At 72.1% G+C, this 21,578-nt stretch carries 18 protein-coding genes and 4 pseudogenes; 9 read left to right on the forward strand and 13 right to left on the reverse strand.

Annotated elements, in window-relative coordinates:
- Positions 1 to 10: 10 nt before the first annotated feature.
- A pseudogene (locus ACZ4SV_RS32665) lies at positions 11 to 345 on the reverse strand (IS5/IS1182 family transposase); the annotation flags it as partial.
- Between the two features lie 251 nt (positions 346 to 596).
- Here ACZ4SV_RS32665 and ACZ4SV_RS32670 point away from each other — a divergent pair.
- The 3 genes from ACZ4SV_RS32670 (at position 597) to ACZ4SV_RS32680 (ending at position 3,591) form a co-directional block, all read left to right on the forward strand.
- Positions 597 to 941: a GNAT family N-acetyltransferase gene (locus ACZ4SV_RS32670; protein WP_468009165.1), complete on the forward strand. Its 345-nt coding sequence runs from the start codon at positions 597 to 599 to the stop codon at positions 939 to 941.
- 219 nt (positions 942 to 1,160) lie between these two features.
- A complete protein-coding gene (locus ACZ4SV_RS32675; protein WP_468009168.1) occupies positions 1,161 to 2,810 on the forward strand; it encodes a purine-cytosine permease family protein in 1,650 nt (549 codons plus the stop codon).
- A 280-nt stretch (positions 2,811 to 3,090) separates the two neighbouring features.
- Complete coding sequence (locus tag ACZ4SV_RS32680) at positions 3,091 to 3,591, forward strand: hypothetical protein (RefSeq protein ID WP_468009172.1); 501 nt, start codon at positions 3,091 to 3,093, stop codon at positions 3,589 to 3,591.
- Here the strand turns inward: ACZ4SV_RS32680 and ACZ4SV_RS32685 are convergent.
- Positions 3,572 to 3,949: a MerR family transcriptional regulator gene (locus tag ACZ4SV_RS32685; RefSeq protein WP_468009176.1), complete on the reverse strand. Its 378-nt coding sequence runs from the start codon at positions 3,947 to 3,949 to the stop codon at positions 3,572 to 3,574. The genes ACZ4SV_RS32680 and ACZ4SV_RS32685 overlap by 20 nt on opposite strands.
- 73 nt (positions 3,950 to 4,022) lie before the next feature.
- Between ACZ4SV_RS32685 and ACZ4SV_RS32690 the strand changes: the two genes are divergently transcribed.
- The 3 genes from ACZ4SV_RS32690 to ACZ4SV_RS32700 all read left to right on the forward strand — a co-directional run bounded on the left by ACZ4SV_RS32690 (position 4,023) and on the right by ACZ4SV_RS32700 (position 6,058).
- Complete coding sequence (locus tag ACZ4SV_RS32690) at positions 4,023 to 4,751, forward strand: SDR family oxidoreductase (protein ID WP_468009181.1); 729 nt, start codon at positions 4,023 to 4,025, stop codon at positions 4,749 to 4,751.
- A gap of 739 nt (positions 4,752 to 5,490) precedes the next feature.
- Entirely contained in the window at positions 5,491 to 5,757 is a 267-nt protein-coding gene (locus ACZ4SV_RS32695) for an MDR/zinc-dependent alcohol dehydrogenase-like family protein (RefSeq protein ID WP_397942670.1), read from the forward strand.
- Between the two features lie 73 nt (positions 5,758 to 5,830).
- Entirely contained in the window at positions 5,831 to 6,058 is a 228-nt protein-coding gene (locus ACZ4SV_RS32700; protein ID WP_468009185.1) for a hypothetical protein, read from the forward strand.
- Positions 6,059 to 6,090: 32 nt separating this feature from the next.
- Here ACZ4SV_RS32700 and ACZ4SV_RS32705 read toward each other — a convergent pair whose 3' ends face one another.
- From ACZ4SV_RS32705 to ACZ4SV_RS32715, 3 genes and pseudogenes are all read right to left on the reverse strand, one after another.
- The gene (locus ACZ4SV_RS32705) at positions 6,091 to 6,477 is read right to left on the reverse strand and encodes a hypothetical protein (protein WP_468009188.1); all 387 of its coding nucleotides are present in this window, start codon (positions 6,475 to 6,477) and stop codon (positions 6,091 to 6,093) included.
- Positions 6,478 to 7,135: 658 nt separating this feature from the next.
- Positions 7,136 to 7,300 (reverse strand): annotated as a pseudogene (locus ACZ4SV_RS32710) (tRNA-specific adenosine deaminase); the annotation flags it as partial.
- Between the two features lie 86 nt (positions 7,301 to 7,386).
- Positions 7,387 to 7,470, reverse strand: a pseudogene (locus ACZ4SV_RS32715) (cyanase); the annotation flags it as partial.
- Positions 7,471 to 7,657: 187 nt separating this feature from the next.
- On the opposite strand from ACZ4SV_RS32715, the gene ACZ4SV_RS32720 reads away from it, so the two are divergent.
- The 3 genes from ACZ4SV_RS32720 (at position 7,658) to ACZ4SV_RS32730 (ending at position 9,368) form a co-directional block, all read left to right on the forward strand.
- The gene (locus ACZ4SV_RS32720) at positions 7,658 to 8,452 is read left to right on the forward strand and encodes an ABC transporter ATP-binding protein (protein WP_468009191.1); all 795 of its coding nucleotides are present in this window, start codon (positions 7,658 to 7,660) and stop codon (positions 8,450 to 8,452) included.
- Between the two features lie 6 nt (positions 8,453 to 8,458).
- Positions 8,459 to 8,845: a (2Fe-2S) ferredoxin domain-containing protein gene (locus tag ACZ4SV_RS32725; protein WP_468009196.1), complete on the forward strand. Its 387-nt coding sequence runs from the start codon at positions 8,459 to 8,461 to the stop codon at positions 8,843 to 8,845.
- Positions 8,846 to 9,098: 253 nt separating this feature from the next.
- Entirely contained in the window at positions 9,099 to 9,368 is a 270-nt protein-coding gene (locus ACZ4SV_RS32730) for a DUF4190 domain-containing protein (protein WP_365883464.1), read from the forward strand.
- A 308-nt stretch (positions 9,369 to 9,676) separates the two neighbouring features.
- Here the strand turns inward: ACZ4SV_RS32730 and ACZ4SV_RS32735 are convergent.
- The 8 genes and pseudogenes from ACZ4SV_RS32735 to ACZ4SV_RS32770 all read right to left on the reverse strand — a co-directional run.
- A pseudogene (locus ACZ4SV_RS32735) lies at positions 9,677 to 10,438 on the reverse strand (phosphotransferase); the annotation flags it as partial.
- Positions 10,439 to 10,524: 86 nt separating this feature from the next.
- On the reverse strand, positions 10,525 to 14,055 hold the full coding sequence (gene car / locus ACZ4SV_RS32740) for a carboxylic acid reductase (protein ID WP_468009201.1): 3,531 nt from the start codon (positions 14,053 to 14,055) through the stop codon (positions 10,525 to 10,527).
- 71 nt (positions 14,056 to 14,126) lie between these two features.
- Positions 14,127 to 15,368, reverse strand: coding sequence for a CynX/NimT family MFS transporter (locus ACZ4SV_RS32745; protein WP_468009205.1), 1,242 nt, complete (start codon positions 15,366 to 15,368; stop codon positions 14,127 to 14,129).
- Positions 15,365 to 16,075, reverse strand: coding sequence for a FadR/GntR family transcriptional regulator (locus tag ACZ4SV_RS32750; RefSeq protein WP_397942648.1), 711 nt, complete (start codon positions 16,073 to 16,075; stop codon positions 15,365 to 15,367). Before ACZ4SV_RS32750 ends, ACZ4SV_RS32745 begins: the two co-directional genes overlap by 4 nt.
- A 500-nt stretch (positions 16,076 to 16,575) precedes the next feature.
- Positions 16,576 to 17,757 carry an XdhC family protein gene (locus ACZ4SV_RS32755; RefSeq protein ID WP_468009211.1) on the reverse strand — a complete coding sequence of 394 codons (1,182 nt, stop codon included), beginning with the start codon at positions 17,755 to 17,757 and terminating at the stop codon, positions 16,576 to 16,578.
- The gene (locus ACZ4SV_RS32760) at positions 17,750 to 19,888 is read right to left on the reverse strand and encodes a xanthine dehydrogenase family protein molybdopterin-binding subunit (RefSeq protein WP_468009212.1); all 2,139 of its coding nucleotides are present in this window, start codon (positions 19,886 to 19,888) and stop codon (positions 17,750 to 17,752) included. The genes ACZ4SV_RS32755 and ACZ4SV_RS32760 overlap by 8 nt, the downstream gene beginning before the upstream one ends.
- On the reverse strand, positions 19,885 to 20,877 hold the full coding sequence (locus ACZ4SV_RS32765) for an FAD binding domain-containing protein (protein WP_468009215.1): 993 nt from the start codon (positions 20,875 to 20,877) through the stop codon (positions 19,885 to 19,887). Before ACZ4SV_RS32765 ends, ACZ4SV_RS32760 begins: the two co-directional genes overlap by 4 nt.
- Positions 20,874 to 21,455 (reverse strand): (2Fe-2S)-binding protein, encoded by a 582-nt coding sequence (locus tag ACZ4SV_RS32770; protein ID WP_468009219.1) that lies wholly within the window; start codon positions 21,453 to 21,455, stop codon positions 20,874 to 20,876. The genes ACZ4SV_RS32765 and ACZ4SV_RS32770 overlap by 4 nt, the downstream gene beginning before the upstream one ends.
- Positions 21,456 to 21,578: the final 123 nt, after the last annotated feature.

Here is a 21,578-nt window from a genome sequence, read left to right on the forward strand (position 1 = left end):
AGGTATCTCCTCACGAGCAGGCCGAGACCTGCCCGGTGAGGCACAGGTTGTGCAGGCGGGCGATGCCGAGCATGGCGTGGTCGACGCCGTCACCTTTCAGGCGGCAGTCGCGGAGAGTCTTCGAGATCTTCATGCGGGCGAAGGCCGACCGACGGTGACGATGAGCCGGGTGTCGGCGTCGATGACGACCTGGTGGTTGGTGGAGTACCGGTAGTTCTCCGACTGCTGGGCCACCTTGTGGACACGAGTGGGGACCAGGGTGCCGCCCACGATGAGTACGGTGTCGTTGCGGAACCTGTTGCGCTGCCGGAGCGCGAGCGCCGGGCCTAGGTGGGTGAGGTGCCGCCTGTTGGCAACAGACATCCGCCTCATCCGCGGCAAGGTTGATTCACGCCGACGCCCAGCACTCCGTATACACCGAAGCCTTCTGCGCCCCACCCTGGAACGAGGACGAGGAGCGGGGAGTCGAGTTCGTGGGCCGGCTGGTGGGCAACGTCCGCCGCCCCCGGCTTCACCGCGCCGCTCGCCTTCGCCGGAGCCGGGACCATCGGCTTCGTCACCGCCTGAAGGACCATGGAGCCACCGCCTGGACGACCATGGCACCCTCCCCCACCGACCGTTGTTCCCCGCAGGCCGCCGCCGGACCGGGAGCCCAGCGCACGGTGGAGTGGCTGTGCGGCGCCCGCGAGATCGACGAACTCGCCGTCCGCCCGGAGGCCCACGGCACGGAACTGGCCGCCGAGCTGCTGGAAGCGGTCACCGAGGACGCCCCCAAGGGCCGCCCCTGGCTGCTCACTTCCGTCCGCTCCCCGCGCGCCGTCACCTTCTACCGCCGGCAGGGCTGGACCCAGACCACCCATCCCTCACCCCGAGGGCAAGGGCATCGCGGTCTTCCTCAGCCCCCGCCACCCGGCACGCGCTCTGCCGCTCTGCCGCTCTGAAGATCCGGACCTGCGGAAACATCGGGTTCACGTCAAGGGGAATCGGTGGTAACAACCACTTTCTAGCGTGACGGGCCGTGGGATCACCGTCGTATGCGGAGCTGCCGGAGACAGCATCCGACGGCCCGTAGGCTTTCCCGTTCTGCCAATGACGCCACGCGGGGCTCCCACTGCATCACCGCACCCGCACCCGCACCCAGCCCCACCGGGAGACGTGGCATGACTACCACCGAGTCATCGCAGACGACACCAGAAGCAGCGGAGCCCGCCGCCGACCAGGCGGCCAGGGAGACGCTGGAGGACTACACCCTCCGTTTCGCGCCCCGCAGTTACCGCCGCTGGACCCCGATGGTCGTGGCCACCACGGCACTCGGCGGCATCGCCTACATGGCCGACTTCTCCATCGGCGCCGGCATCGGTCTCGCCCACGGCACCGGCAACGCCCTCGTCGCGATCGCCGTCGCCGCCGTGGTCATCTTCATCACCGGCTTCCCCCTCGCCTACTACGGCGCCCGTTACAACATCGACCTCGACCTGATCACCCGCGGCTCCGGCTTCGGCTACTACGGCTCGGTCCTCACCAGCGTCATCTTCGCCAGCTTCACCTTCATCTTCTTCGCCCTCGAAGGCTCGATCATGGCCCAGGGCCTCAAGCTGGGCCTCGCACTCCCGCTGTGGCTGGGCTACCTGGTCTCCACGCTCATGGTCATCCCCCTGGTGATCTACGGCATGAAGGCGCTCAGCAAGCTCCAGGTCTGGACGACCCCGATCTGGCTGCTGCTCATGGTCGGCCCGTTGGTCTACCTGATCTCCACCGACCCCGGCACCGTCGACCGCTTCCTCGCCTACGCCGGCACCGACGGCAACGGCGGCGTCAACACCGCCTCCGTGCTGCTCGGCGCCGGTGTGTGCCTCTCGCTCATCGCGCAGATAGGCGAGCAGATCGACTACCTGCGCTTCATGCCGCCCAAGACCGAGGCGAACAAGCGCACTTGGTGGACCGCGGTCATCATGGCCGGTCCCGGCTGGGTGGTACTCGGCGCGCTCAAGCAGGCCATCGGCGTCTTCCTCGCCGTGTACATCCTCGCCAAGGTCGGCCCGGACGTCGCGCCCGAGCCGATCCAGCAGTTCAAGGGCGCCTTCGACACGATGATGCCGTCCTGGCTGGTGCTCCCGCTCGCCGTGGTCCTCGTCGTGATCAGCCAGATCAAGATCAACGTGACGAACGCCTACTCCGGCTCGCTCGCCTGGACGAACTCCTTCACCCGCATCACCAGGCACTACCCCGGCCGCATGGTCTTCGTCTTGGTCAACCTGGGCTTCGCGCTCGCCTTGATGGAAGCCGACATGTTCAGCTTCCTCAACGACATCCTCGGCTTCTACTCCAACTGCGCCATCGCCTGGGTCGTCACCGTCGCCACCGACATCGGCGTCAACAAGTACCTGCTGAAGCTCTCCCCGCTCCAGCCCGAGTTCCGCCGCGGCATGCTCCACGCCGTCAACCCGGTCGGCGTGGTCGCCTTCGTCGCCGCCTCCGGTCTGTCCATCGCCATGTACTTCCACGCCCTCGGCGACACCCTCCAGCCCTACTCCCCCGTCGCCGCCGCCGTCATCGCCTTCGTCCTCACCCCGCTGATGGCGATCGTCACCAAGGGCCGGTACTACCTACGCCGCACCGGCGACGGCATCGACGAGCCGATGCTCGACGCCGACGGCAACCCGAGCGCGGTCACCTACGACTGCCACGTCTGCCACCAGCCCTACGAACGCCCCGACCTCAGCGCCTGCGCCACCCATGACGCGGTCGTCTGCTCGCTGTGCCTGAGCACGGACAAGGCCGGCGACCACGTCCTGCCCGCTACCGTGTAGGCCCGCCGAGCGGGACCGCCGAAACCAACCTCCAGGAAGGGAACACGGTGCCTCGGCGCATCGCCACACGACGCCGAGGCTCGCGCTCCGCATCAGGCGTCACGACCTGCGGGAGGCACAGTGTCTGCCGCGACGCCGGCGCTTTGGACCAGGAGCCCGCGTACCGCGGTGCCGGCTCGTCCGATGCCCCGCGGCGCCCGCCCCGCGCGTCGCCGCGCCCCGTGAGCCGGTCGTCCCGGCCCGGAGCGGCCACCGCGTCGTACGGCGCCGGGCGAAGGGCATGGACGCCGGCGCCGTCGCGGCCGCTCTCGAGGACTCCCGGTTCGATGCGCGACAGGCGTCCCGGCACGAGGACCTGGCCGACGACGTCCGCGGCCGGGCTGAGCGCGTGGAGCGGGAGCGCATCGCCCAGATGCTCGGCGCCCCGCCGCCGGACACCGGCTACGACCCGGACACCGACGAAGTCGCCCGGGCCGAACCCGCCGCCGAAGCCGCGGCCGCCGCCGAACGTGAGGCCGCCGTCCGCGACGCGCAGCGGATCGGCGCCCGCGCCGAGGGCTCCAGGCGTCGCGCGAGCTGGACACGCTGGAGCGGACCGAGCCCCGCACCGGGGACGAAGCCGCCCGAGACGAACTCACGCGGCGAGCCGACGGGACACGTGGAGCCGGTCGGCCTGTACTGCCCGTACTTCCATCCGCGGGACGACGGGTGGCTCGTTACTCCAGCCGTAGATCGCTGGTGCGACGTCCGGCCGACCGCGCTTACGGGTGCGTGTCTGTGACCGCGATGACTTCGTCGAGGCGGTCCAGAGCGGCCTGCAGGTCGTCGACCTTGGCCTGGATGCGCTCGCGCTCGGCGCGCAGCATGGCTCGTTGCTCGGCATCGGTGTGCCCGGAGTCCCAGCACGGGAGGAGTTCCGTGATCCTTCGGCTGGTCAGACCGGCGGCGAACATCTGCTGGAAGAAACGGACCCGGGGGATGGCGTCCTGCCGGTAGAGGCGCTGGCCTGATGGGCTGCGCTCCGCGATGAGCAGCCCCTGCTGCTCGTAGTAGCGCACGGCGCGTACCGAGACGCCAGCACCCCGTGCCACCTCGCCGATGCGAATCAGCCGCTCGCCCACAGCCTGCCCGACGGTCATGGTGATTCCTCCCCCAGGCCCTGATGGCCGGCACTTGCCTCTGACGTCAGCGTCAGGTTTTAGCGTACAGGGCATGGACATCGACAACTCAGTCGCCCTTGTCACCGGAGCCAACCGCGGTCTGGGCCGCGCCTTCGCCCAGCGCCTGCTCGAACGGGGCGCCCGCAAGGTCTACGCGACGGCCCGCCGGCCGGAGACCGTGGACCTGCACGGGGTCGAGGTGCTGCCCCTCGACATCACCGATTCCGCTTCCGTGAAGGCCGCCGCCGAGGCCGTCCCGGACATCTCGCTGCTCATCAACAATGCCGGGATCCAGACGGGGACCGACCTGGTGACCGGTTCGCTGGACGCGGTACGGCACGAGCTGGAGACCAACGTGTTCGGGCACCTCGGAATGATCCGTGCGTTCGCGCCGGCGCTCGCCGGGAACGGCGGGGGTGCGATCGTCAACGTCCTCTCCGCCATGTCGTGGTTCGGGGCCAAGGGCTCCTACGCCTACCACCTGACCAAGGCCGCCGCCTGGGCCATGACCAACGGCGTCCGCCTGGAGCTCGCCGAGCAGGGCACGCTCGTGACAGCGGTGCACCTCGGCCTGGCCGATACCGACATGGCCGCGGGCTGGCCCGTGGACAAGATCGCTCCGTCGGACGTGGCCGACGCGGCCCTGGACGGTGTCGAGGCGGGCTCCGCCGAGGTCCTCGCCGACCGGTGGAGTCGGGACGTCAAGTCCCGGCTGCCGCTGGCGCCGGAGGAGTTCAACGCCGCGATGGACCGCGCCCTGGCGGCGCTGACGGCGGTCTGAGGGGCCTCTCGGGCCGCGCCGACTTCGGTCGGTTGCTTCTGGGGTCGGTCAACTACGGTCTGCTGCTCGTGGACCTGGTCGTCCGTGGTGCCGAGTCCGGTGGCGGTGTTGACCACGAAGCACCCACGGCCGGACGTGCCGTCGGCCGGGCGGCATCCATTCCCGCAGCGCCTCACGGACCGGGCGGTCACTCGCGTCCAGGCGCTGGCGGTCCTGCGTCGACTCGGTGGCCTGGTAGTGGTCGAGCGCGCGCAGAAAGAGCGTGTGCTTGTCGGTGAACGTCCGGTGCAGGCTGAACTTGCCAACAGGGAGGTGTACTCCAGTCCGGCAGGAGACGGCCAGGACGTATCCCGCCCCGTGTCCGGCGATCACCGCCGAGACCGCAGCGGCCGACGGGCAAGGGCGCCACGATCCGGCACGCGACGGGGGCGTGGCGGCGGCAGTTCCAGCGGTACGCCTGCCGTCCCGTCCGCACCGACTGCGGTGCCGCGTTCACCGGCGGACGGTGGCGGGCGGTCGAGCGCGTCGGCTGGGGCACCGCCCGGGAATCCAGACCGGCTCTGCGGGGACTGCGACCGCAGGCCGTCGCCGAGGTAGGCAAGGCTGGCCGGGGCGGGTACCGGCGGCAAGGGCAGGACCAGGCCGTGCCCGGGCGGAAGGCCGGCGGCACCCGGCTCCCTCGCTTCCGCAGGTGACACGACCGGGCCTCGTTGTCAGTGGGAGCTGCCAGGCTGAACGGATGGACCGTGACGAGGAACAGCTGCTACGCCGCCGGGTCTACGGCGCCGACCACGATCAGCCCGGCCCGCGACCCGGCCGGCGCTACGCCGAACTGGTCGGCGGCCCGCTGGACGGCCTGCTGCTCGACATCACCGGCCGGACGCAGGACGAGGCCGGTGTCGCGCTCTCCACCGAGCTGGGGCGGTTCGGCGCCGGCGGCCGGGCCCTGTACGACCCGCGCCCCGGTGACCCGGGCCGTTGGGACTGGACCGGTGATGCTCCCTGACCGGCCTGGGCCGGCTCGCTCACCAGCCCGGGCCGGGACACGCCGAGCGGTGTGCGCAGCGCGTCAACCCTCCTTGCCGGGCGGCCGGAGAGCCACCCTGCACAGCGACGGCCGGGACGACATCGGCTGCGCGGCCGGCCGCACCATGTCCTGCACGGACGCCCGTGTCGAGATCACCACCGGCGACCTCGGCCCGCACGCCCGCCAGTACGACACGGACACCGGCCGTCTCCGCACTCCGACCGCGTTGCAGAGGCCCCCCGACGCTCAGGCGCATGACGCCCCGGCCTTCCTGCCGTGACGATCAGGTTCCGGTCGGCTCGCAGGGGAAGGTCAGGCGTGGGCGGTGTCGGTGCTGGCGAGGCCCATCTGGCGAAGGCCCGCGTCGTAGGTGCCGCGGGCGGTGCCGTGGGCCTCGGAGTCGCTCACCAGGAGTAAGGCGAGTTCCGCCCAGGAGGCGCCGTGGTGACGGTGGGCGACGGTCAGGTGCCGTACGCGTCGGGTCAGCTCGTTGGTGAGCGCGGCGGTGTGGCGCAGCAGCCTGGCGCGCTGGGCCTTGGGCAGGCTCGCCAGGTCGTGGTAGTCCCGCAGGCCGAGGACGGTCAGGGCGGCTTCCAGATGTCCGCTCTCGACGGCCTGGGCGATGTGGCTCTGTGGGTCGTCGGTCCGGGTCCAGGTGAGCGTGGTGACCTTGGCGGTGCGGTTGACGGAGACGGTCATGGGTCCTCCCGGGGCCTGCTGTGCGTTGTCCGCACGCTACTGAGTACTTTCCGAACACCTGTACTGAGCACTTTCCGCGCATCGGCGGTCAACCCGCTTGGGAGAGGCTTGGTGCATTCATGTTCACGGCGCCATGACGTCATTGCGCTCGCGTTGCGATGTGCACGGTGCCGGGGTACGTCGGAAAGATTGGAACCAGGGGAGGTAAAGGGTCTTCCAGGGTGGTGGCCAGGCAGGTCTGGCGCCGTGAGGATTCGAGAGGAGGAGGGGGAAAGCGGAGCGATGTCGGTGTCGAAGGCCCAGCGGCCCCCCGCTCGCGCAGTGCTTGAGGGGGCAACGATAATGCACGGGAGAACCGGATCCTCGCGTTAGAAGACGAAATTCAGCCCGCTTTCCCCGGCTCTCCCGGCTGCGTGTGCAGCGCCCGCCATGTTCGGCGTCCTGGCGGTCACCGGCCATCAGGAGCAGACCGACGGGCGGCCCGTCGGCGCATCCCGCGGGCACGGACCACGACGGGTATCCGGCGACGGCGGCCGGCGCGCACCGGTCGCGGTCCCGCGTCACGACCAGGCCGCCGGCCCCGGCCCCGGCCGGGGCCGGGCCGGACGGCTCGTCCCCGGCTCGAACGCGGCGGCGGCCGGTCCGACGGCGCGCGAAGGGCGAGGACTTCGGCGTGGGCGGTGGGATCGGCGGTCTGCGCGACCAGGTCGGGGCTCTCGGCGAGGATCTCGCCGTCCTTGACGATGACGGTCGCGAACGGGCGGCCGCCCTCGTCGACGTTGCGGCAGGCGATGTCGATGGCGCGCTGCGCGAAGTCCGTCACGCGTGCCTTTCGGAGGAGGGGCCCGGTGCCGGGACGGCGCGGTGGACCGCCGGCCCGCCCCGGCGGGCGGGGGACGCCGCGAGGGGTCAGAAGGGCTTGGTGGGCGGGTACTTGCCGTCCAGGGTGATGACCGCGCGCTCGCCTCCCTCGGGGTCGGCGGCCTTCTTCACAGCCGAAGAGGGCGGTGTGGCCGCCGGGTCGCAGGGCAGGCAGGAAGGTCTGGGCGGTGTCCCCGAACCAGCACGTCCGTGCCGTACGCCGTGACGGATCACACGACCGGACTCAGTGATCACGTTGATAGCCTGACCGGGCCAGTCGAGCCACATCCGAGGCCAGGGAATCCGGTGTGAGAAGAGCATGACCGGCCTGCACACGAACGGTGTCGTACGGCGCATCGGCGACAAGGTGGTGGTCGACGACGTCACCCTGGCCCTGCGCCCCGGTGAGACCGTCGGTCTGCTCGGCCCCAACGGCTCCGGGAAGTCCACTCTGCTCAGGCTGCTGGCCGGTGTCCTCGCCCCCAGCGCTGGAGTCGTGCGCCTGGACGGCCGCCCGCTCGCGGACGTCGGCCGACGTGCCGCCGCCCGCCGTATCGCCACCGTCGCCCAGCACGCCGACACCCGGACGGAGCTGACCGTCCGGGACGTCGTCGCCCTCGGCCGCGTCCCCCACCGCCGTGCCTGGACGCCCCCGACGGCGGCCGACACGACGGCCGTCGCCGAGGCGCTGCGGCGCACCGGGCTGACCGACCGGGCCGGCCAGTCCTGGCACACCCTGTCCGGCGGAGAACGCCAGCGCACCCAGATCGCCCGCGCCCTCGCCCAGGAACCCCGCGAACTCCTCCTCGACGAACCCACCAACCACCTCGACATCCAGCACCAGCTCGACCTGCTGGAACTCGTCGTGAGCCTGCCGGTCACCACCGTCATCGCCCTGCACGACCTCAACCTCGCCGCGATGTACTGCGACTGCCTGCTCGTCCTGCGCGAGGGCCGCGCGGTCACCGAGGGTGTCCCCGCCGAAATCCTCACCCCCGCCCTCATCGAAGAGGTCTACGGCGTCCGTACCGAGGTCACCCACGAACCCGGCCACCCCGTGATCCGCTTTCTCCGTCCCGCTCCCGGGACGGGTCCTGCCCGAGAAGGAGCGTGACGAGCGTTGCCCCCACAGAGCCCCGGAACAGACGGCACGGAGCACACCGCCGCCGCACCGGCCCCTTGCCGCGTCGTCGTCTGCCGGGACTGCTGCTGCGGTACCCCGAAAGTCACCGGCGTGGATCACGAGCGGCAGCTCGCGCGCCTGACCGCGCGGGTCCCGGTCCGCGTCTCGGACTGCCTCGGCGTGTGCGAACACGCCAACGTGATCGTCGTCCAGCCCGGCGCCGCCGCGCGCGCGGCAGGAGCCCGCCCGGTCTGGCTCGGCCTCGTCAACGACCCCGACGCCACCGAAGATGTCGCCGCCTGGGTCCAGGCCGGCGGCCCCGGCGTCGCCCCCTGCCCCGACATCCTCGGCCTGTACCGCTTCACCCCGCCCCGCAGGGAGTGACGAGGGTGCACGGCATCCGGTGAGCGACGGTCACCGGCAGCCGGTGGGGCCGGAACCGGTCCCCGGGGCGGTGCCGGAGGGCATGGCCCGCCGGCCGGCGCGGCCAGGCACAGGACCGCACCGGGTACCCAACTCCACCATGACCGCGAGGACTTGTGCGCACATCCGCCAGGCATGACCCGACCGTGACGGGAAACCAGAGGAGAAGCGAAGGCGAGGTAAGAAAACAGTAACGACAGTTAGGGAGACACGGATGTCGTCCTACAGCACAAGCGCCCACAAGACGAGCCGGACCAGCGGCCTGGCGATCGCGGGACTGGTCTGCGGCATCGTCGGCCTGTTCGTCCTGCCGATCGTCCTGGGGCCGCTGGCCATCATCTTCGGCGCCGTGGCCATGCGGCGGACCGGCTCCGCGATGGCGAAGTGGGACATCGGCCTCGGCGTGGCCGACATCGTCCTCATGATCGTGATGTTCGCCGTCGCCGCCCACAACGGCGGTACCTTCACCTGGCACATCGGCTGACCGCCGCCCCGCGCCCCGGCGAGCAGGCCGCCCGTGTGCACGCCGGCGACCAGCCGGGCCGGAGCCGTCGAGGCACGTTGCCGGCCGGCCAGGCGCGTACACCGCAGGCGGCGGGCGACGGGAACGGACCGGCGGCGGCATCGGCGGGCGGTGGCGGTCCGGCGGCCGGGCTCGGTTGCTGCCGGCTCTGGCCTGGGGCCGGTCCGCCGTCCGCTGCCGCTGCGTGTCCGCCGGCTGACTCTGCCGACCCGGCGCCCGCTGCCCCGCGCCTCCTGATCGATCAACCCTGTTCGGTAGTACCTGATGCGTTCCGGGTCCGGCTCGACTCCGTAGGCTTCGAGCAGCGGCTCCTCCCATCCTGGACCGTAGTTCCACCGCGTACTCCAGGTGGCGACGGCGAGGTCCGCCCAACGGTCGGCGACACCGAGCGTGCCGAGGTCGACGTGTCCGCTCCACGTACCGTCGTCTGCGACCAGGGTGTTGGGGGCGCAGGCGTCGCCGTGGCAGACGACGAGCCGGTCGACCGGCGGGATGTCGGCGAGGGCGCCGAGCGCGTGCTCGACCGTGCCGAAGTGTGGGAGGTCCTCGGGCCAGTCCGCCCGGCTGACCGGGTCCGCGGCTGCTCGTGACCGCGCACGCTCCAGGCGCGTTTCGGCCGACCAGTCGAACGGGCAGTCCGTGACAGGCAGTGCGTCATGGAAGGCCCGCAGGCCGGAGCCGACCGCGCGTACGGCGGTGCCGGGATCGCGCTTCCAGTGGTCGTCCACCGCCATGCGTCCGGGCAGGCCACGGGTGATGATCCAGCTCCCCGCTTCGTCGGCGCCCTCACCGATCACCCGCGGCACCGCCGTGAACCTCGCCGCCCACCGCAGACGCGCCACCTCGGCCGAGAGATCGATGCCGCTGCCGACCGGCGTCCACTTCACGAACTGCCGCGTCTCACCCGAGCCGACCTGGAACGTCAGCCCGCCGAGCTCGTTCCTCCATACGGCCCGGACCGGCTGTCCGGCCGCGAGATCGGTGACGATACGGGGAGCCTCGACAGGTTCTCGGGGCGAAGACGCGATCATCCGCCCATTCTCACCAGGGCAGCCGGCAGCCGGCAGCCGGCCACCCCTTTCCCCTGCTCACTGGTTCGGCGGCCGGCGGGGTGACGTCACAGGAGGCGGTGCGCCCGGAGGTCCGTCACGTACTTGGTGATCAGGGCGGGTGACAGACGAGGGATGTCGTCGTCCTCGCCGAGGGCCGCGGCCCGTACCGCCGCGCGGAACCGCTCCCCCGACAGGGCGGAGCCGGCCACAGGTTTCTCCGGCTTGGCGAAGGCGTGCAGCAGAGGGAGCAGCGAGTGCCGCTTCTGGCGGTCGGGCAGGGCCCGCAGGGCGGTCTCGAAGCGGTCCAGCCACTCGGCGTGGTCCTGAACACGGGCGAGGGGGTGTCCGGCTGCCGTCAGCCAGTCGACGCACGTGTCGAGGGAGATGCCGTCCTCGTGCGGGTTGACCACGTGGTAGGTCCGGTGGCCTTCCCGTGCGTCGTCGCCCAGCGCGGTGACGGCCCGTGCGGTGAAGTCCACGGGAAGCGCGTCGTAGTGCGCGCTGCCGTCGCCGGCGCCCCGGGCGTAGAAGCTGCCGGGTGCGATGCCTGTGGTCAGCAGGCTCAGCAGGAGGCGGGTGAAGACGTCCGGGATGTTGAGCTGGCCGCGGTAGCGCGGGTGGGCGAGGATCAGGTTCGAGCGGAATACGGCGACCGGCAGACCGAGCCGTTCGTGCGCCTCGCGCAGCAGCACCTCGCCGGCCCATTTGCTGGCGGCGTAACCGTCGGCGTAGTCGCCTTCGAGGTCGCGTGTCCCGCAGGCGGTGCGGATGTCCGCCGATTCGTCGGCCGCCGCCTCGTTCCCGAAGGCGACGGCGACCGTCGACAGGTAGGTGAACTGCTTGATCCGGGAGGTGACGGCGAGCCTGATCAGTTCGGCCGTTCCCCGTACGTTGGGTCCGAACAACTGGTCGTAGGGCAGGACGTGGTTGACCAGTGCCGCCGGGTGGACGATCAGGTCCACGGTGCCGGCAAGTCGCCGCCAGGTCTCCTCGTCGAGCCCGAGGCTCGGTTCCCCGATGTCGCCGGGGATCACTTCGAGGTGCCGGGCGGCGAACTCGCGGTACCGTTCCACGAGTTCCTGGTCGCCACTGTCGAAGGCCGCGTCGAGCCGTGCGCGGGCCGTCTGCGCGGAGGAGCCGCGGACCACGCACACCAGCGTGCCGTCGCGCTCCGCCATGCGTTCCAGCCACTCCAGGCACAGGAAGCGGCCCAGGTAGCCGTTGGCGCCGGTCAGCAGGATGGTCCGGGCCTGGGGCAGTGGGCCGGTCGCCCGTTGCGCCCGAGCGAGGGTGGGGGCGTCGAGGAACGCGTCCAGCCGTAGGTCGGCGGCGTCCAGCCGTGTCGCGGCAGGGCCGTGGACACTGTCCGCGGTGGGCCGGCGGCGTTCCGACGCGAGCGTCCGCTCGATGTGATCGGCCACCTGGCGCAGCGAGTTGACCGGGTTGATGATCACGTCGACAGGGACGTCGACGTGGAAGATCTCCTTCAGCGCCTGGGAGAACGACAGCGCTGTGAGGCTGTCACCGCCGAGTTCGACGAAGCGTGTGCCGGCCTCCACCTCACCTTCCTCCTGTCCGAGGAGCGCTTGCGCGGCCCGCAGTACGGTCGTCGCCGCCGGCTGATCGGCGCCGGCCTCGCGCAGTGCCCGCAGTTCGTCGGCCTCGCGGTCGGCCAGCTCGGCGTACAGGGCTTCGAGACGCGCGCCGTAGCGCTTCGTCAGGGCGGGACGCAGCGGCTTGCGCACTGCGGAGAGCAACCCGTTTTCCTGTGTGAACGGCTCGGTTTCGACGAGGAGGGCCCGGGGGACCTCGTAGGAGTTCAGTCCCGCCTCGACGGCGCGTTCCCGCACGGATTGCCGCAGGATCGCCCTGAGACGCCCGGCGTCCCCGGCGGCACGGTCGAGGGCGTCCTGCGTCGGTACGACGACCGCGAGCAGGTGGGCGCGGGTGCTGTTGCCGTACAGGAAGATCTGCCGGACGGCCGGGCTGCCGTTGAACAGGGCCTCCAGACGGGAGACGGTGACGAATTCGCCCTGGGACAGCTTGAGGACGTTGGAGCGGCGGTCGACGTACCGCAGTTCGTCGGGGCCGACGCGGGCCATGATGTCGCCCGTACGGTAGAAGCCGTCCTCGTCGAAGACCTCGGCGGTGGCATCGGGGCGCCGGAAGTAACCGGGCACGAGTCGCTCGGACTTGACGAGCAGTTCGCCCCTCGGGTACGGCGAGTCGGTGGCGAAGTATCCCAGTTCGGGTACGTCGGCCAGCCTGTGGTCGGTCACCGGCGGGCGCAGCACCCGGCCGTCGAGGGAGACGATGCCGCCTTCCGTCGATCCGTAAGCGTCGAGCAGCCGGACCTGGAGGCAGTCCTCGACGAACGCCGTCGTCTCGGCGCTCGGCGGGGCCGAGGCGCTGGCGGCCCACAGGAGGCGGCCGCCCATGACCTCCTCCCGCAGTTCCTCCATGACCTGTTCCGCCGGTTCGGCCGCACCGCCTCCCGTCCCGGCCCGGCGGCGCACCTCGGCCCGGTAGTGCTGGAAAAGCATGTCGGAGATGCGGGGAACCATGAGCAACTCGGTGGGACGGACCAAGGAGAGGTCTTCGAAGAGGGTCGACAGGTCGCTGGACGCCGCGAAGCAGGCGAGGCCCCCCTTGGCCAGCGTGCCGAACAGCACGCCCCTGCCCATCATGTGGCTCAGCGGCAGGTAGTTCAGGGCGATGGAGGGCCGATCTCCCTGGCCGGGTACGAAGTCGATCCAGAACTGCCTGACCAGACGCTCGGGGTACAGGGCGCCTTTGGGGGCGCCGGTGCTGCCCGAGGTGTAGATCAGTGCGCTGAGCGCGTCGGCCGCCGACCCCTCGGGGACCTGCGGGAGCGGCGGCAGCGCACTCCCCCGGCCGATGACCGACGCCAGCGTGTCCAGGGCCACCTCCCGGTCCTGGGCCGCGAGCCGGGTGCGTGCGGAGTCCAGTTGCTCACGGTGGGCGGTGACCTCGGGGTGATGGCCCATGACGATGATCCTGCCCAGTGCGGAGGCGCCGGCCGCCACCTGGAGCGCGACCTCCAGGTGGTCGATGTGCACCGCGAGCAGGCGCGGTCCGCTCTGCTGGACGATGGGCGTCAGGTGTTCCGCCGTGGCACCGGCCTGGAGCGGGACGGACACCGCGCCGGAGCGGACGCACGCCAGGTCCACCACGGTGTACTCGGCGCTCGTGGGTCCGAGGACGGCGACGAAGTCGCCCGGTGCCAGGGCGTGTTCGGGGTGGTGCCGCCACTCGGAGGCCACCGCGCCGACCCGTTGCCACAGTTCGCCGTAGGTGAGCGTGTCGAACCGCTCCAGGAGGCGCAGTGCGGTGCGGCCCGTCTCCGGGTCGGTGACCGGCTCCGTGGCACGCTCGCCCAGGGCGGGGCGCTCCGCGTACCCGTCCATCACCGTGGCCACCAGGGCGGCGAGCGGCAGTCCGGGCCGCCGGATCGCCTCGGTGACGGCGTCCAGGGGCGCGGTGTCACGGAACTGGGCGTCGGTCGCGTGGAGGTGGGCGCTGCGTCGGTGGGTACGTGCGTCGAGCTCGTCGGTTAAGGGGCGGGAGCGGGACATGGGTGATCTCCTTCGCGGCCGTGGAAGCCGGTTCACGTGGGCAGGGTCGCCGGTCGGGCTCGGTGACCGGGTCAGCGGGAGGGCTGAGCTATGTGGCGGTCCTGTCCGGCGCCGTGCCCGGCGACTGCCGTGGCGACGCCGAGGACGGCCAGGACGGTGAGCGGAAGGGTCCAGCTGTGCGTGGTGTCGTGCAGGATGCCGAGGAGGAGGGGGCCGGCCGCCGCCACGAGGTAGCCGATGGACTGGGCCATTCCCGCCAGCGCGGCGGCTTCGCCGGAGCTGCCGGCGCGCTGGCTCTGGAAGGTCAGCGCGAGGACGAGGCACGCACCGCCGCCGAGTCCGAGCAGGGTGCACGCCAGGACGGACAGCGCGGGGGCGGTGACCAGTACGGTGAAGCCGCCCGCCACGAGGAAGGAGGCCCCGGCCGCGGTCCAGCGCTGGTCGCGGCGGCCCCGGGTGAGCAGCGGCAGGAGGCTGCTGGCCGCCAGGGACACCACCTGGTAGGAGAACAGGGTCCATCCGGCCGCGGTGCTGCTCGTGCCGCGGTCGATCAGGATGCTGGGCAGCCACGCGACGGCGGTGTAGAAGGCCAGGGACTGAAGACCCATGAAGAAGGTCACCTGCCAGGCGAGCCGCGACCGCCAGGGCACCGGGCTGTGGGCCGCGCCGGTGGGCGGCGGTGGCTCGTCGCTCCGCAGCCGGGGCAGCCAGGCGAGCAACGCCGCGACGGTGAAGGCGACGCCCCAGGCCAGCGCGGTGCGCCAGGAACCCGGCATCGTGTGGGCCAGGGGCGCGGAGACTCCGGAGGAGACCGCGGCCATGAGACCCATGACGGTCACGTAGAGGGCGCTGACGCCCTGGATCCGGTGCGCGGGCACGCTCCGCCTGATCAGGGCGGGCAGCAGCACGTTGCCGAACGCGATGGCCGCGGAGAGGATCACCGTTCCGGCGAACAGGCAGACGACGGAAGGAAGGGAGCGGACGACCGTTCCGACGGCCAGCACGCCGAGCGCCGCCACCAGCAGGCGAGCGCTGCCGAACCGGCGGGAGGCCCGGGCGACCAGGGGCGACGTGGCGGCGAACGTCAGCAGCGGGAGGGTGCTCAGCAGTCCGCCCCAGCTCGCTGTCAGGCCGCTGCCCTGCTCGATCTCCGGCAGCAGTGCGCCGACACCGGTGAGGGTGGTGCGCAGGTTCGCCGCGACGAGGCAGATCGCGATGAGGAGAGCGACGGAGACGGCGGGCCGGGCGGGTTCGGGGGCCCGTGGTACGGAGGCGGAGTGCTGACGCGATATCGGAGCCGACCGCGAACTCACCGGTCCTCCCCCGCACGTGGCGTCCCGGTCTCGTGGTCGCGGGTGAGCTGGACGATCGCGGCCGCCGCTTCGCGGGCGCCGCTCTGGTCGCGGGCATCGATCGCGTCGACGAGCCGCCGGTGCAGACGGGCGTGCTCCTCGGCGTGGACGGCGTCCCAGCGCAGACCGCCCAGGGACGAGGTGAGGGCCGTACCGAGGTGGTCGTACACCTCGATCAGCAGGTCGTTCCCGCTCGCCCGGACCACGGCGCGGTGGAACAGCGCGTCGACGTTCGTGGCCGCGGAGGTGTCCTCACCGGCGCAGGCCGCGTCGGCGTCGGCCAGCAGCTCCCGCAGCTGCCGGAGCTGACTCTCGCTGCGGCGCAGGGCCGCGGCTCCTGAGGCGTACTCCTCCAGCACGGTCCGCAGCTCCAGCACGTTGTCGCGCTGCGCGGAACTCGCCCGGCGCACCATGACCGACTGGAGCTCGCTGGAGGAGCGGACATAGGTGCCGTCGCCGGCCCGGGGCTCCAACAGGCCGAGGTGTACCAGCGCACCGATCGCTTCCCGCAACGTGCTGCGCCCGACCCCCAGTTCCTCGATGAGGGCCTGCTCGGGCGGGATCCGCGTGCCGACCGGCCAGCCTCCCGCCTCGATGTGTGAGCGGAGACTGTCCACGATCTGTGCGGACAGGCTGGCTGTCCGACGCGGTGCGCTGATGCGTTTCATGGGAGCACCATATACAAACATCAGACGTTTGAACATCGGAGTTCTGCCCGACTGCTTCCGGCCCCTCAGGCGGCACCATGCGCCCGGGGCCGGTCGGGTCGGTCAGCGCAAGTCGGTGTCGTGGCTGAGCCGGTGGTGGTGGGAGACCCTTCTCACGCAGACCCCACAGGCCCATCTCCCCCGGCGCCCGGGGATCCTGACCGCCGTCGACCGCGCTGGGCCCGCGCGCCGGCCTGCCGCAATCACCGGGACGGCATCGCGGCTCGGACATCCGCTCGTAGGTGCTCCCGAACCCCCGCCGCGGGTTGCACGCCCGTGCAAGATCACTGCACGCAGCCCGATTAGTCATGCTTGCGGGGCTTTTCTTCGTTCGCGTGAAGTGGCTCCGGCTCCCTCTCTGTGAAACCCGATGCTCGTCCTGGCCGTGCGCCGTACTCCTCGCTGACGCGCGACCGCCGGCGCGCCGTGGCCCCCGCCGCCTGCCCGGCGGCCCACGTCCGTCAGGCGACCGCCGGCTGTCCGCCCTTCCCGTTCTCGTGGTGGATCGGTGTGTTCGTTCCGGTCAGTGGGACCCCCGTCCCGCCCCGTCGCGCCGCGACGATCTCCGCCGTGATGGACAGCGCGGTCTCCTCCGGTGTGCGGGCACCGAGGTCGAGGCCGATCGGTGAGCGGAGCCGGGCAAGCTCCCGTTCGGTGACGCCTTCCGACCGCAGACGCCGGTTGCGGTCCTCGTGGGTGCGGCGCGAGCCCATCGCCCCGACGAACGCGACCGGCAACCGCAGGGCCACCTTCAGCAGGGGTACGTCGAACTTCGCGTCGTGGGTGAGCACGCACAGAACCGTACGGGCGTCGGTCGCGGTGCGCCGCAGGTAGCGGTGCGGCCAGTCGACGACGATCTCGTCGGCGTCCGGGAACCGGTCCTGCGTGGCGAAGACGGGCCGGGCGTCGCAGACGGTGACGTGGTAGCCGAGGAACTTGCCGGCCCGCGCCAGCGCCGACGCGAAGTCCACCGCGCCGAAGACGATCATGCGCGGGGGCGGCACGTTCGACTCGACGAGCAAGGTGAGGCCACCGGGGCAGTGCGCGTCCTCCTCGGACCCCATGCGGAGGGGCTCCCGTCCCGCTTCCCTCGCCGACAGGTCCACCGTGCCGGTGCGGCTCGCCTCCAGCAGGGTGCGGGCTTCGGCCGCCGCCGCCCGGTCCAGCTCCGGACGGCCGCCGAGACCACCCTCGAAGGTGCCGTCGCGACGGACCAGCAAGGCCCGGCCGAGCAACTCGGCGGGGCCCCGGACGATCCGGGCGAGGGCCGCCGGTTCGCCCCGCGCGGCGGCCGACAGCGCCGCGCTGAGGACGGTCCGCGCGGGAGCCCCGCCGGCCACCGGGGTGACCAGCACCTCGATCGTCCCGCCGCAGGTCAGGCCGACGGCGAAGGCGTCCTCGTCGCTGTAGCCGAACCGTTCGAGCACACTCTGGCCGGTGCGCAGCGCCTCGCGGCACAGGTCGTACACCGCGCCCTCCACGCAGCCGCCGGAGACCGAGCCGATGACCGTGCCCGCGCCGTCGACGGCCAGGGCCGCGCCGGGACCGCGCGGTGCGCTGCCGCCGACCGCCACCACCGTGGCGACGGCGAAGTCGCGGCCCTCCTCGATCCAGTGGCACAGTTGGCCGGCCAGATCAAGCATCCGGTGCTCCCGCGGCGGCCGACAGGACCCGGTCGGGCCGGATGGGCAGGTTGCGGTGGCGCACGCCGGTCGCGTGCCAGACCGCGTTGGCGATCGCCGCCGCGGCGCCGACGATGCCGACCTCTCCGATGCCCTTGATGCCGACCGGGTCGTCGGGGTCCGTGTCATCGAGCCAGTCCGCCTCGATCCGGGGCACGTCGGCGTGGGTGGCCACGTGGTAGCCCGCGAGGTCGGCGCCGACGTGGCCGCCCGAGGCGCGGTCCCGTACGGCCTCCTCGTGCAGGGCCATGGAGATGCCCCACACCATGCCGCCGAGCAACTGGTTGCGGGCGGTGAGCGGGTTGACGATCCGGCCCGCGGAGAAGATGCCGAGCATGCGCCGCACCCGTACCTCGCCGGTGCCGACGTCCACGGCGACCTCCGCGAACTGCGCGCCGAAGGAGTGGCGTTCGGCGGGCGGCAGCGCCGCGACGGCCGCGGTGGTGTCGGAGCGTACGGTGATGCCCTCCGACGGGATGTCGGTGCCGAACGCCAGCCGTTCGCGCAGCTCACCGGCCGCCTCACGGACGGCCCACGACCAGGAGCGGGTGCCCATGGAACCGCCGGCGACCATCGCGGGGCCGAAGGCGCTGTCCCCGATGTGCACCCGGACGCGTTCCGGGGGCACCTGGAGGGCGTCGGCGGCGACCAGGGTGAGCGCGGTACGGGCGCCGGTGCCGATGTCGGCCGCGGAGATCCGCACGGTGAAGGTGCCGTCGGGGTGCGCGGTCGCGGCGGCGGTGGACGGCGCGACGCCCGCCGGGAAGAAGGCCGCGGCCGTACCGGTGCCGAGCAGCCAGCGGCCGTCCCGGCGCACCCCTGGACGCGGGTCCCGCTCCGCCCAGCCGAACCGGCGCGCACCCTCCCGGAAGCAGGCGACGAGATGGCGGCCGGCGAACGGCAGGCCGGACACCGGGCCCCGGTCGGGTTCGTTGCGCAGACGCAGCTCCACCGGGTCCAGCCCGCACTTCTCGGCGAGTTCGTCGAGCGCCGACTCCAGTGCGAACGACCCCGGTGCCTCGCCCGGGGCGCGCATGAACGTCGGGGTCGGCACGTCGAGCCGTACGAGACGGTTGGCGGTGTGGTGGGCGTCGGCGTCGTACATCACCCGCGCCACCCCCGCGCTCGGTTCGACGAACTCGTACACCGTGGAGGTGGCGCTGACGGCTCGGTGCTCCAGGGCGCGCAGGCGTCCGTCGGTGTCGGCGCCGAACCGGACGCGCTGGGTGGTCGGGCTGCGGTAGCCGGTCAGTGAGAACATCTGGCGCCGGGTCAGCACGACGCGTACGGGGCGGCGCAGAACGGTCGCGGCCATCACGGCCGCGACCTGGTGGGCGCGGACGCCCTTGCTGCCGAAGCCGCCGCCGACGTGTTCGGAGCGCACGCGCACGGAGGACGAGTCGAGGGAGAAGAGGTTGGCGAGTTCACCGGCAACCCAGGTGACGCCCTGGTTGGAGTCGATCACCTCGAGCTGTTCGCCGTCCCAGCGGGCGGTCGCCGCGTGGGGTTCCATCGGGTTGTGGTGCTCTTCGGGGGTGGTGTACTCGGCATCCACGACGACGGGCGAGGAGGCGAGCGCGGTGTCGAGGTCGCCCTTCTCCGTCACGGCCGGCATGTGGCCGTCCAGCGGGTACGCGTCGGGCCGCTCGCCGGTGAACTCGACCTCGTGCGGCTCCTGTTCGTAGTGCACGACAAGCGCTTCGGCGGCCTCCCGCGCCTGCTCGGAGGTCTCCGCGACGACCAGCGCCACCGGCCAGCCCCGGTGCGGCACGCGGTCGTGCTGGAAGACCGTGCAGGTCGGGTCGGGGCGCATGCCCAGCAGACCGGTGTAGTCGGTCTCCAGGCGCAGGGCGTTGGTGTGGTCGAGCACCGCGAGAACGCCCGGCATGGCGAGGACGGCCTCGGTGTCGAGGGCCCGGATGCGGCCGCGGGCGACCGTGGACAGGACCAGCCAGCCGTGGGCCAGGTCGGCGAAGGGCACTTCGCCGGCGTAGCGGGCCGCTCCGGTGACCTTGGCCCTGCCCTCGACACGGGTGTGGCCGGTGCCGACGGACGGCGCCTGCGCGGGTGCTCCGGTGGTGACGGCGGTCATCGTGCGCTCTCCTCGGCGAGTTCGGTCAGGACGGCCACCACCAGGTTGCGGACGAGGGTCACCTTGTAGCCGTTGTGCGGCAGCGGCCGTGCCGCCGCCAGCTCGGCGTCCGCCGCGGCGGCGTAGGTCTCCGCGGTGGCCGGTGCGCCCATCAGGACGCGCTCGGCCGCGGAAGCCCGCCACGGGCGGGAGGCCACGGCGCCGAGGGCCAGGCGCGCGTCGTGGACGACGCCGTCACGGACGTCGAGCGCGGCGGCGAGGGAGCCGATGGCGAAGGCGTAGGAGGCGCGCTCGCGGACCTTGCGGTAGCGGGAGCGGGCGGCGACCGGGGCGGGCGGCAGCGTGAGGCCGGTGATCAGCGCGCCCGGCGGCAGGGCGGTCTCCCGGTGCGGGGTGTCCCCGACGGGCAGGTAGAAATCGGCGAGCGGCACCTCCCCCGCTCCGTTCGCCGTCTCGTAGCGGACGACGGCGTCGAAGGCGGTCAGGGCCACGGCCATGTCCGAGGGGTGTACGGCCACACAGTGGCCGGAAGCGCCCAGGATCGCGTGGTTGCGGTGCTCCCCCGCGATGGCGGGGCAGCCGCTGCCGGGGACCCGCTTGTTGCAGGGCTGGGTGACATCGGTGAAGTAGCCGCAGCGGGTGCGCTGGAGGAGGTTCCCGCCGACCGTCGCCATGTTGCGCAGCTGGCCGGAGGCACCGGCCAGCACCGCCTGGGCGAGTGCCGGGTAGCGGCGCCGGACTTCGGGGTGGGCGGCCAGGTCGCCGTTGGTGACGGTGGCGCCGATGCGCAGACCGCCGTCCGGTGTGGTCGCGATCCCGTCCAGCGGGAGGCCGCGGATGTCAACGAGGCGCGCCGGCCTCTCGACACCGGTCTTCATCAGATCGACCAGATTGGTGCCGCCACCGAGGTAGCGGGTGTCCGGGTCGGTGCCGAGCAGGGCGACGGCCCCGGCGACGTCGTGCGCGCGCTCGTAGGTGAACTCCCTCATGCCACGGCCTCCTCGGCACCCGTCGCGGGGTGCACGTGTTCCTCGTCCGGCCGGGCGCCGGCGGCGCGGGCCACCGCGTCGACGATGGACACGTACGCGGCGCAGCGGCACAGGTTCCCGCTCAGCCGCTCGCGTATCTCCTCGGCGGTCAGGACCGGGGGCCCCGCCTCGGGGCGGACGTCCTCGGTGACGGCGCTCGGCCAGCCCGCCGCGTGTTCCCCGAGCATCCCGATCGCCGAGCAGATCTGGCCCGGAGTGCAGTAGCCGCACTGGAAACCGTCCAGTTCGAGGAAGGCCTGCTGCACGGGGTGCAGCCGTTCGCCCTCGGCCACGCCTTCGATGGTGGTGATCTCCCGGCCCTCGGCCGCCACGGCCAGTTGCAGGCAGGCGACGGACCGGCGTCCGTCCAGCAGGACCGTACAGGCCCCGCACTGCCCCTGGTCGCAGCCCTTCTTGGTACCGGTGAGATCGAGGCGCTCGCGCAGGGCGTCGAGCAGGGTGGTGCGGTGGTCGACGGGCAGTGTGTGCTTCTCTCCGTTGATGTTCAAAGTGATGACACTGGACGTCGATGGGACCATGAGCTGCTTCTTTCGCATGTTCGGGACGAACGGAGGGCCGGCTGCCGGGTGCGGCGCGGGTGGGACGTCGTACGGTGGATACCGCCAGGGCGGCGCGAAACGCAGGTGCAGGGTGCGGGGGCC

The sequence above is a fragment of the Streptomyces sp. NPDC027672 genome (assembly GCF_055566335.1).

Coding starts and splice junctions, on each gene's coding strand:
- ACZ4SV_RS32750 (WP_397942648.1), bottom strand. CDS start 16,075: ATGAAACGCATCAGCGCACCGCGTCGGACAGCCAGCCTGTCCGCACAG.
- ACZ4SV_RS32705 (WP_468009188.1), bottom strand. CDS start 6,477: ATGACCGTCTCCGTCAACCGCACCGCCAAGGTCACCACGCTCACCTGG.
- ACZ4SV_RS32670 (WP_468009165.1), top strand. CDS start 597: ATGGCACCCTCCCCCACCGACCGTTGTTCCCCGCAGGCCGCCGCCGGA.
- ACZ4SV_RS32755 (WP_468009211.1), bottom strand. CDS start 17,757: ATGCTTGATCTGGCCGGCCAACTGTGCCACTGGATCGAGGAGGGCCGC.
- ACZ4SV_RS32770 (WP_468009219.1), bottom strand. CDS start 21,455: ATGGTCCCATCGACGTCCAGTGTCATCACTTTGAACATCAACGGAGAG.
- ACZ4SV_RS32695 (WP_397942670.1), top strand. CDS start 5,491: ATGGACCGTGACGAGGAACAGCTGCTACGCCGCCGGGTCTACGGCGCC.
- ACZ4SV_RS32765 (WP_468009215.1), bottom strand. CDS start 20,877: ATGAGGGAGTTCACCTACGAGCGCGCGCACGACGTCGCCGGGGCCGTC.
- ACZ4SV_RS32675 (WP_468009168.1), top strand. CDS start 1,161: ATGACTACCACCGAGTCATCGCAGACGACACCAGAAGCAGCGGAGCCC.
- ACZ4SV_RS32680 (WP_468009172.1), top strand. CDS start 3,091: ATGGACGCCGGCGCCGTCGCGGCCGCTCTCGAGGACTCCCGGTTCGAT.
- ACZ4SV_RS32685 (WP_468009176.1), bottom strand. CDS start 3,949: ATGACCGTCGGGCAGGCTGTGGGCGAGCGGCTGATTCGCATCGGCGAG.
- ACZ4SV_RS32760 (WP_468009212.1), bottom strand. CDS start 19,888: ATGACCGCCGTCACCACCGGAGCACCCGCGCAGGCGCCGTCCGTCGGC.
- ACZ4SV_RS32690 (WP_468009181.1), top strand. CDS start 4,023: ATGGACATCGACAACTCAGTCGCCCTTGTCACCGGAGCCAACCGCGGT.
- ACZ4SV_RS32730 (WP_365883464.1), top strand. CDS start 9,099: ATGTCGTCCTACAGCACAAGCGCCCACAAGACGAGCCGGACCAGCGGC.
- car (WP_468009201.1), bottom strand. CDS start 14,055: ATGTCCCGCTCCCGCCCCTTAACCGACGAGCTCGACGCACGTACCCAC.
- ACZ4SV_RS32720 (WP_468009191.1), top strand. CDS start 7,658: ATGACCGGCCTGCACACGAACGGTGTCGTACGGCGCATCGGCGACAAG.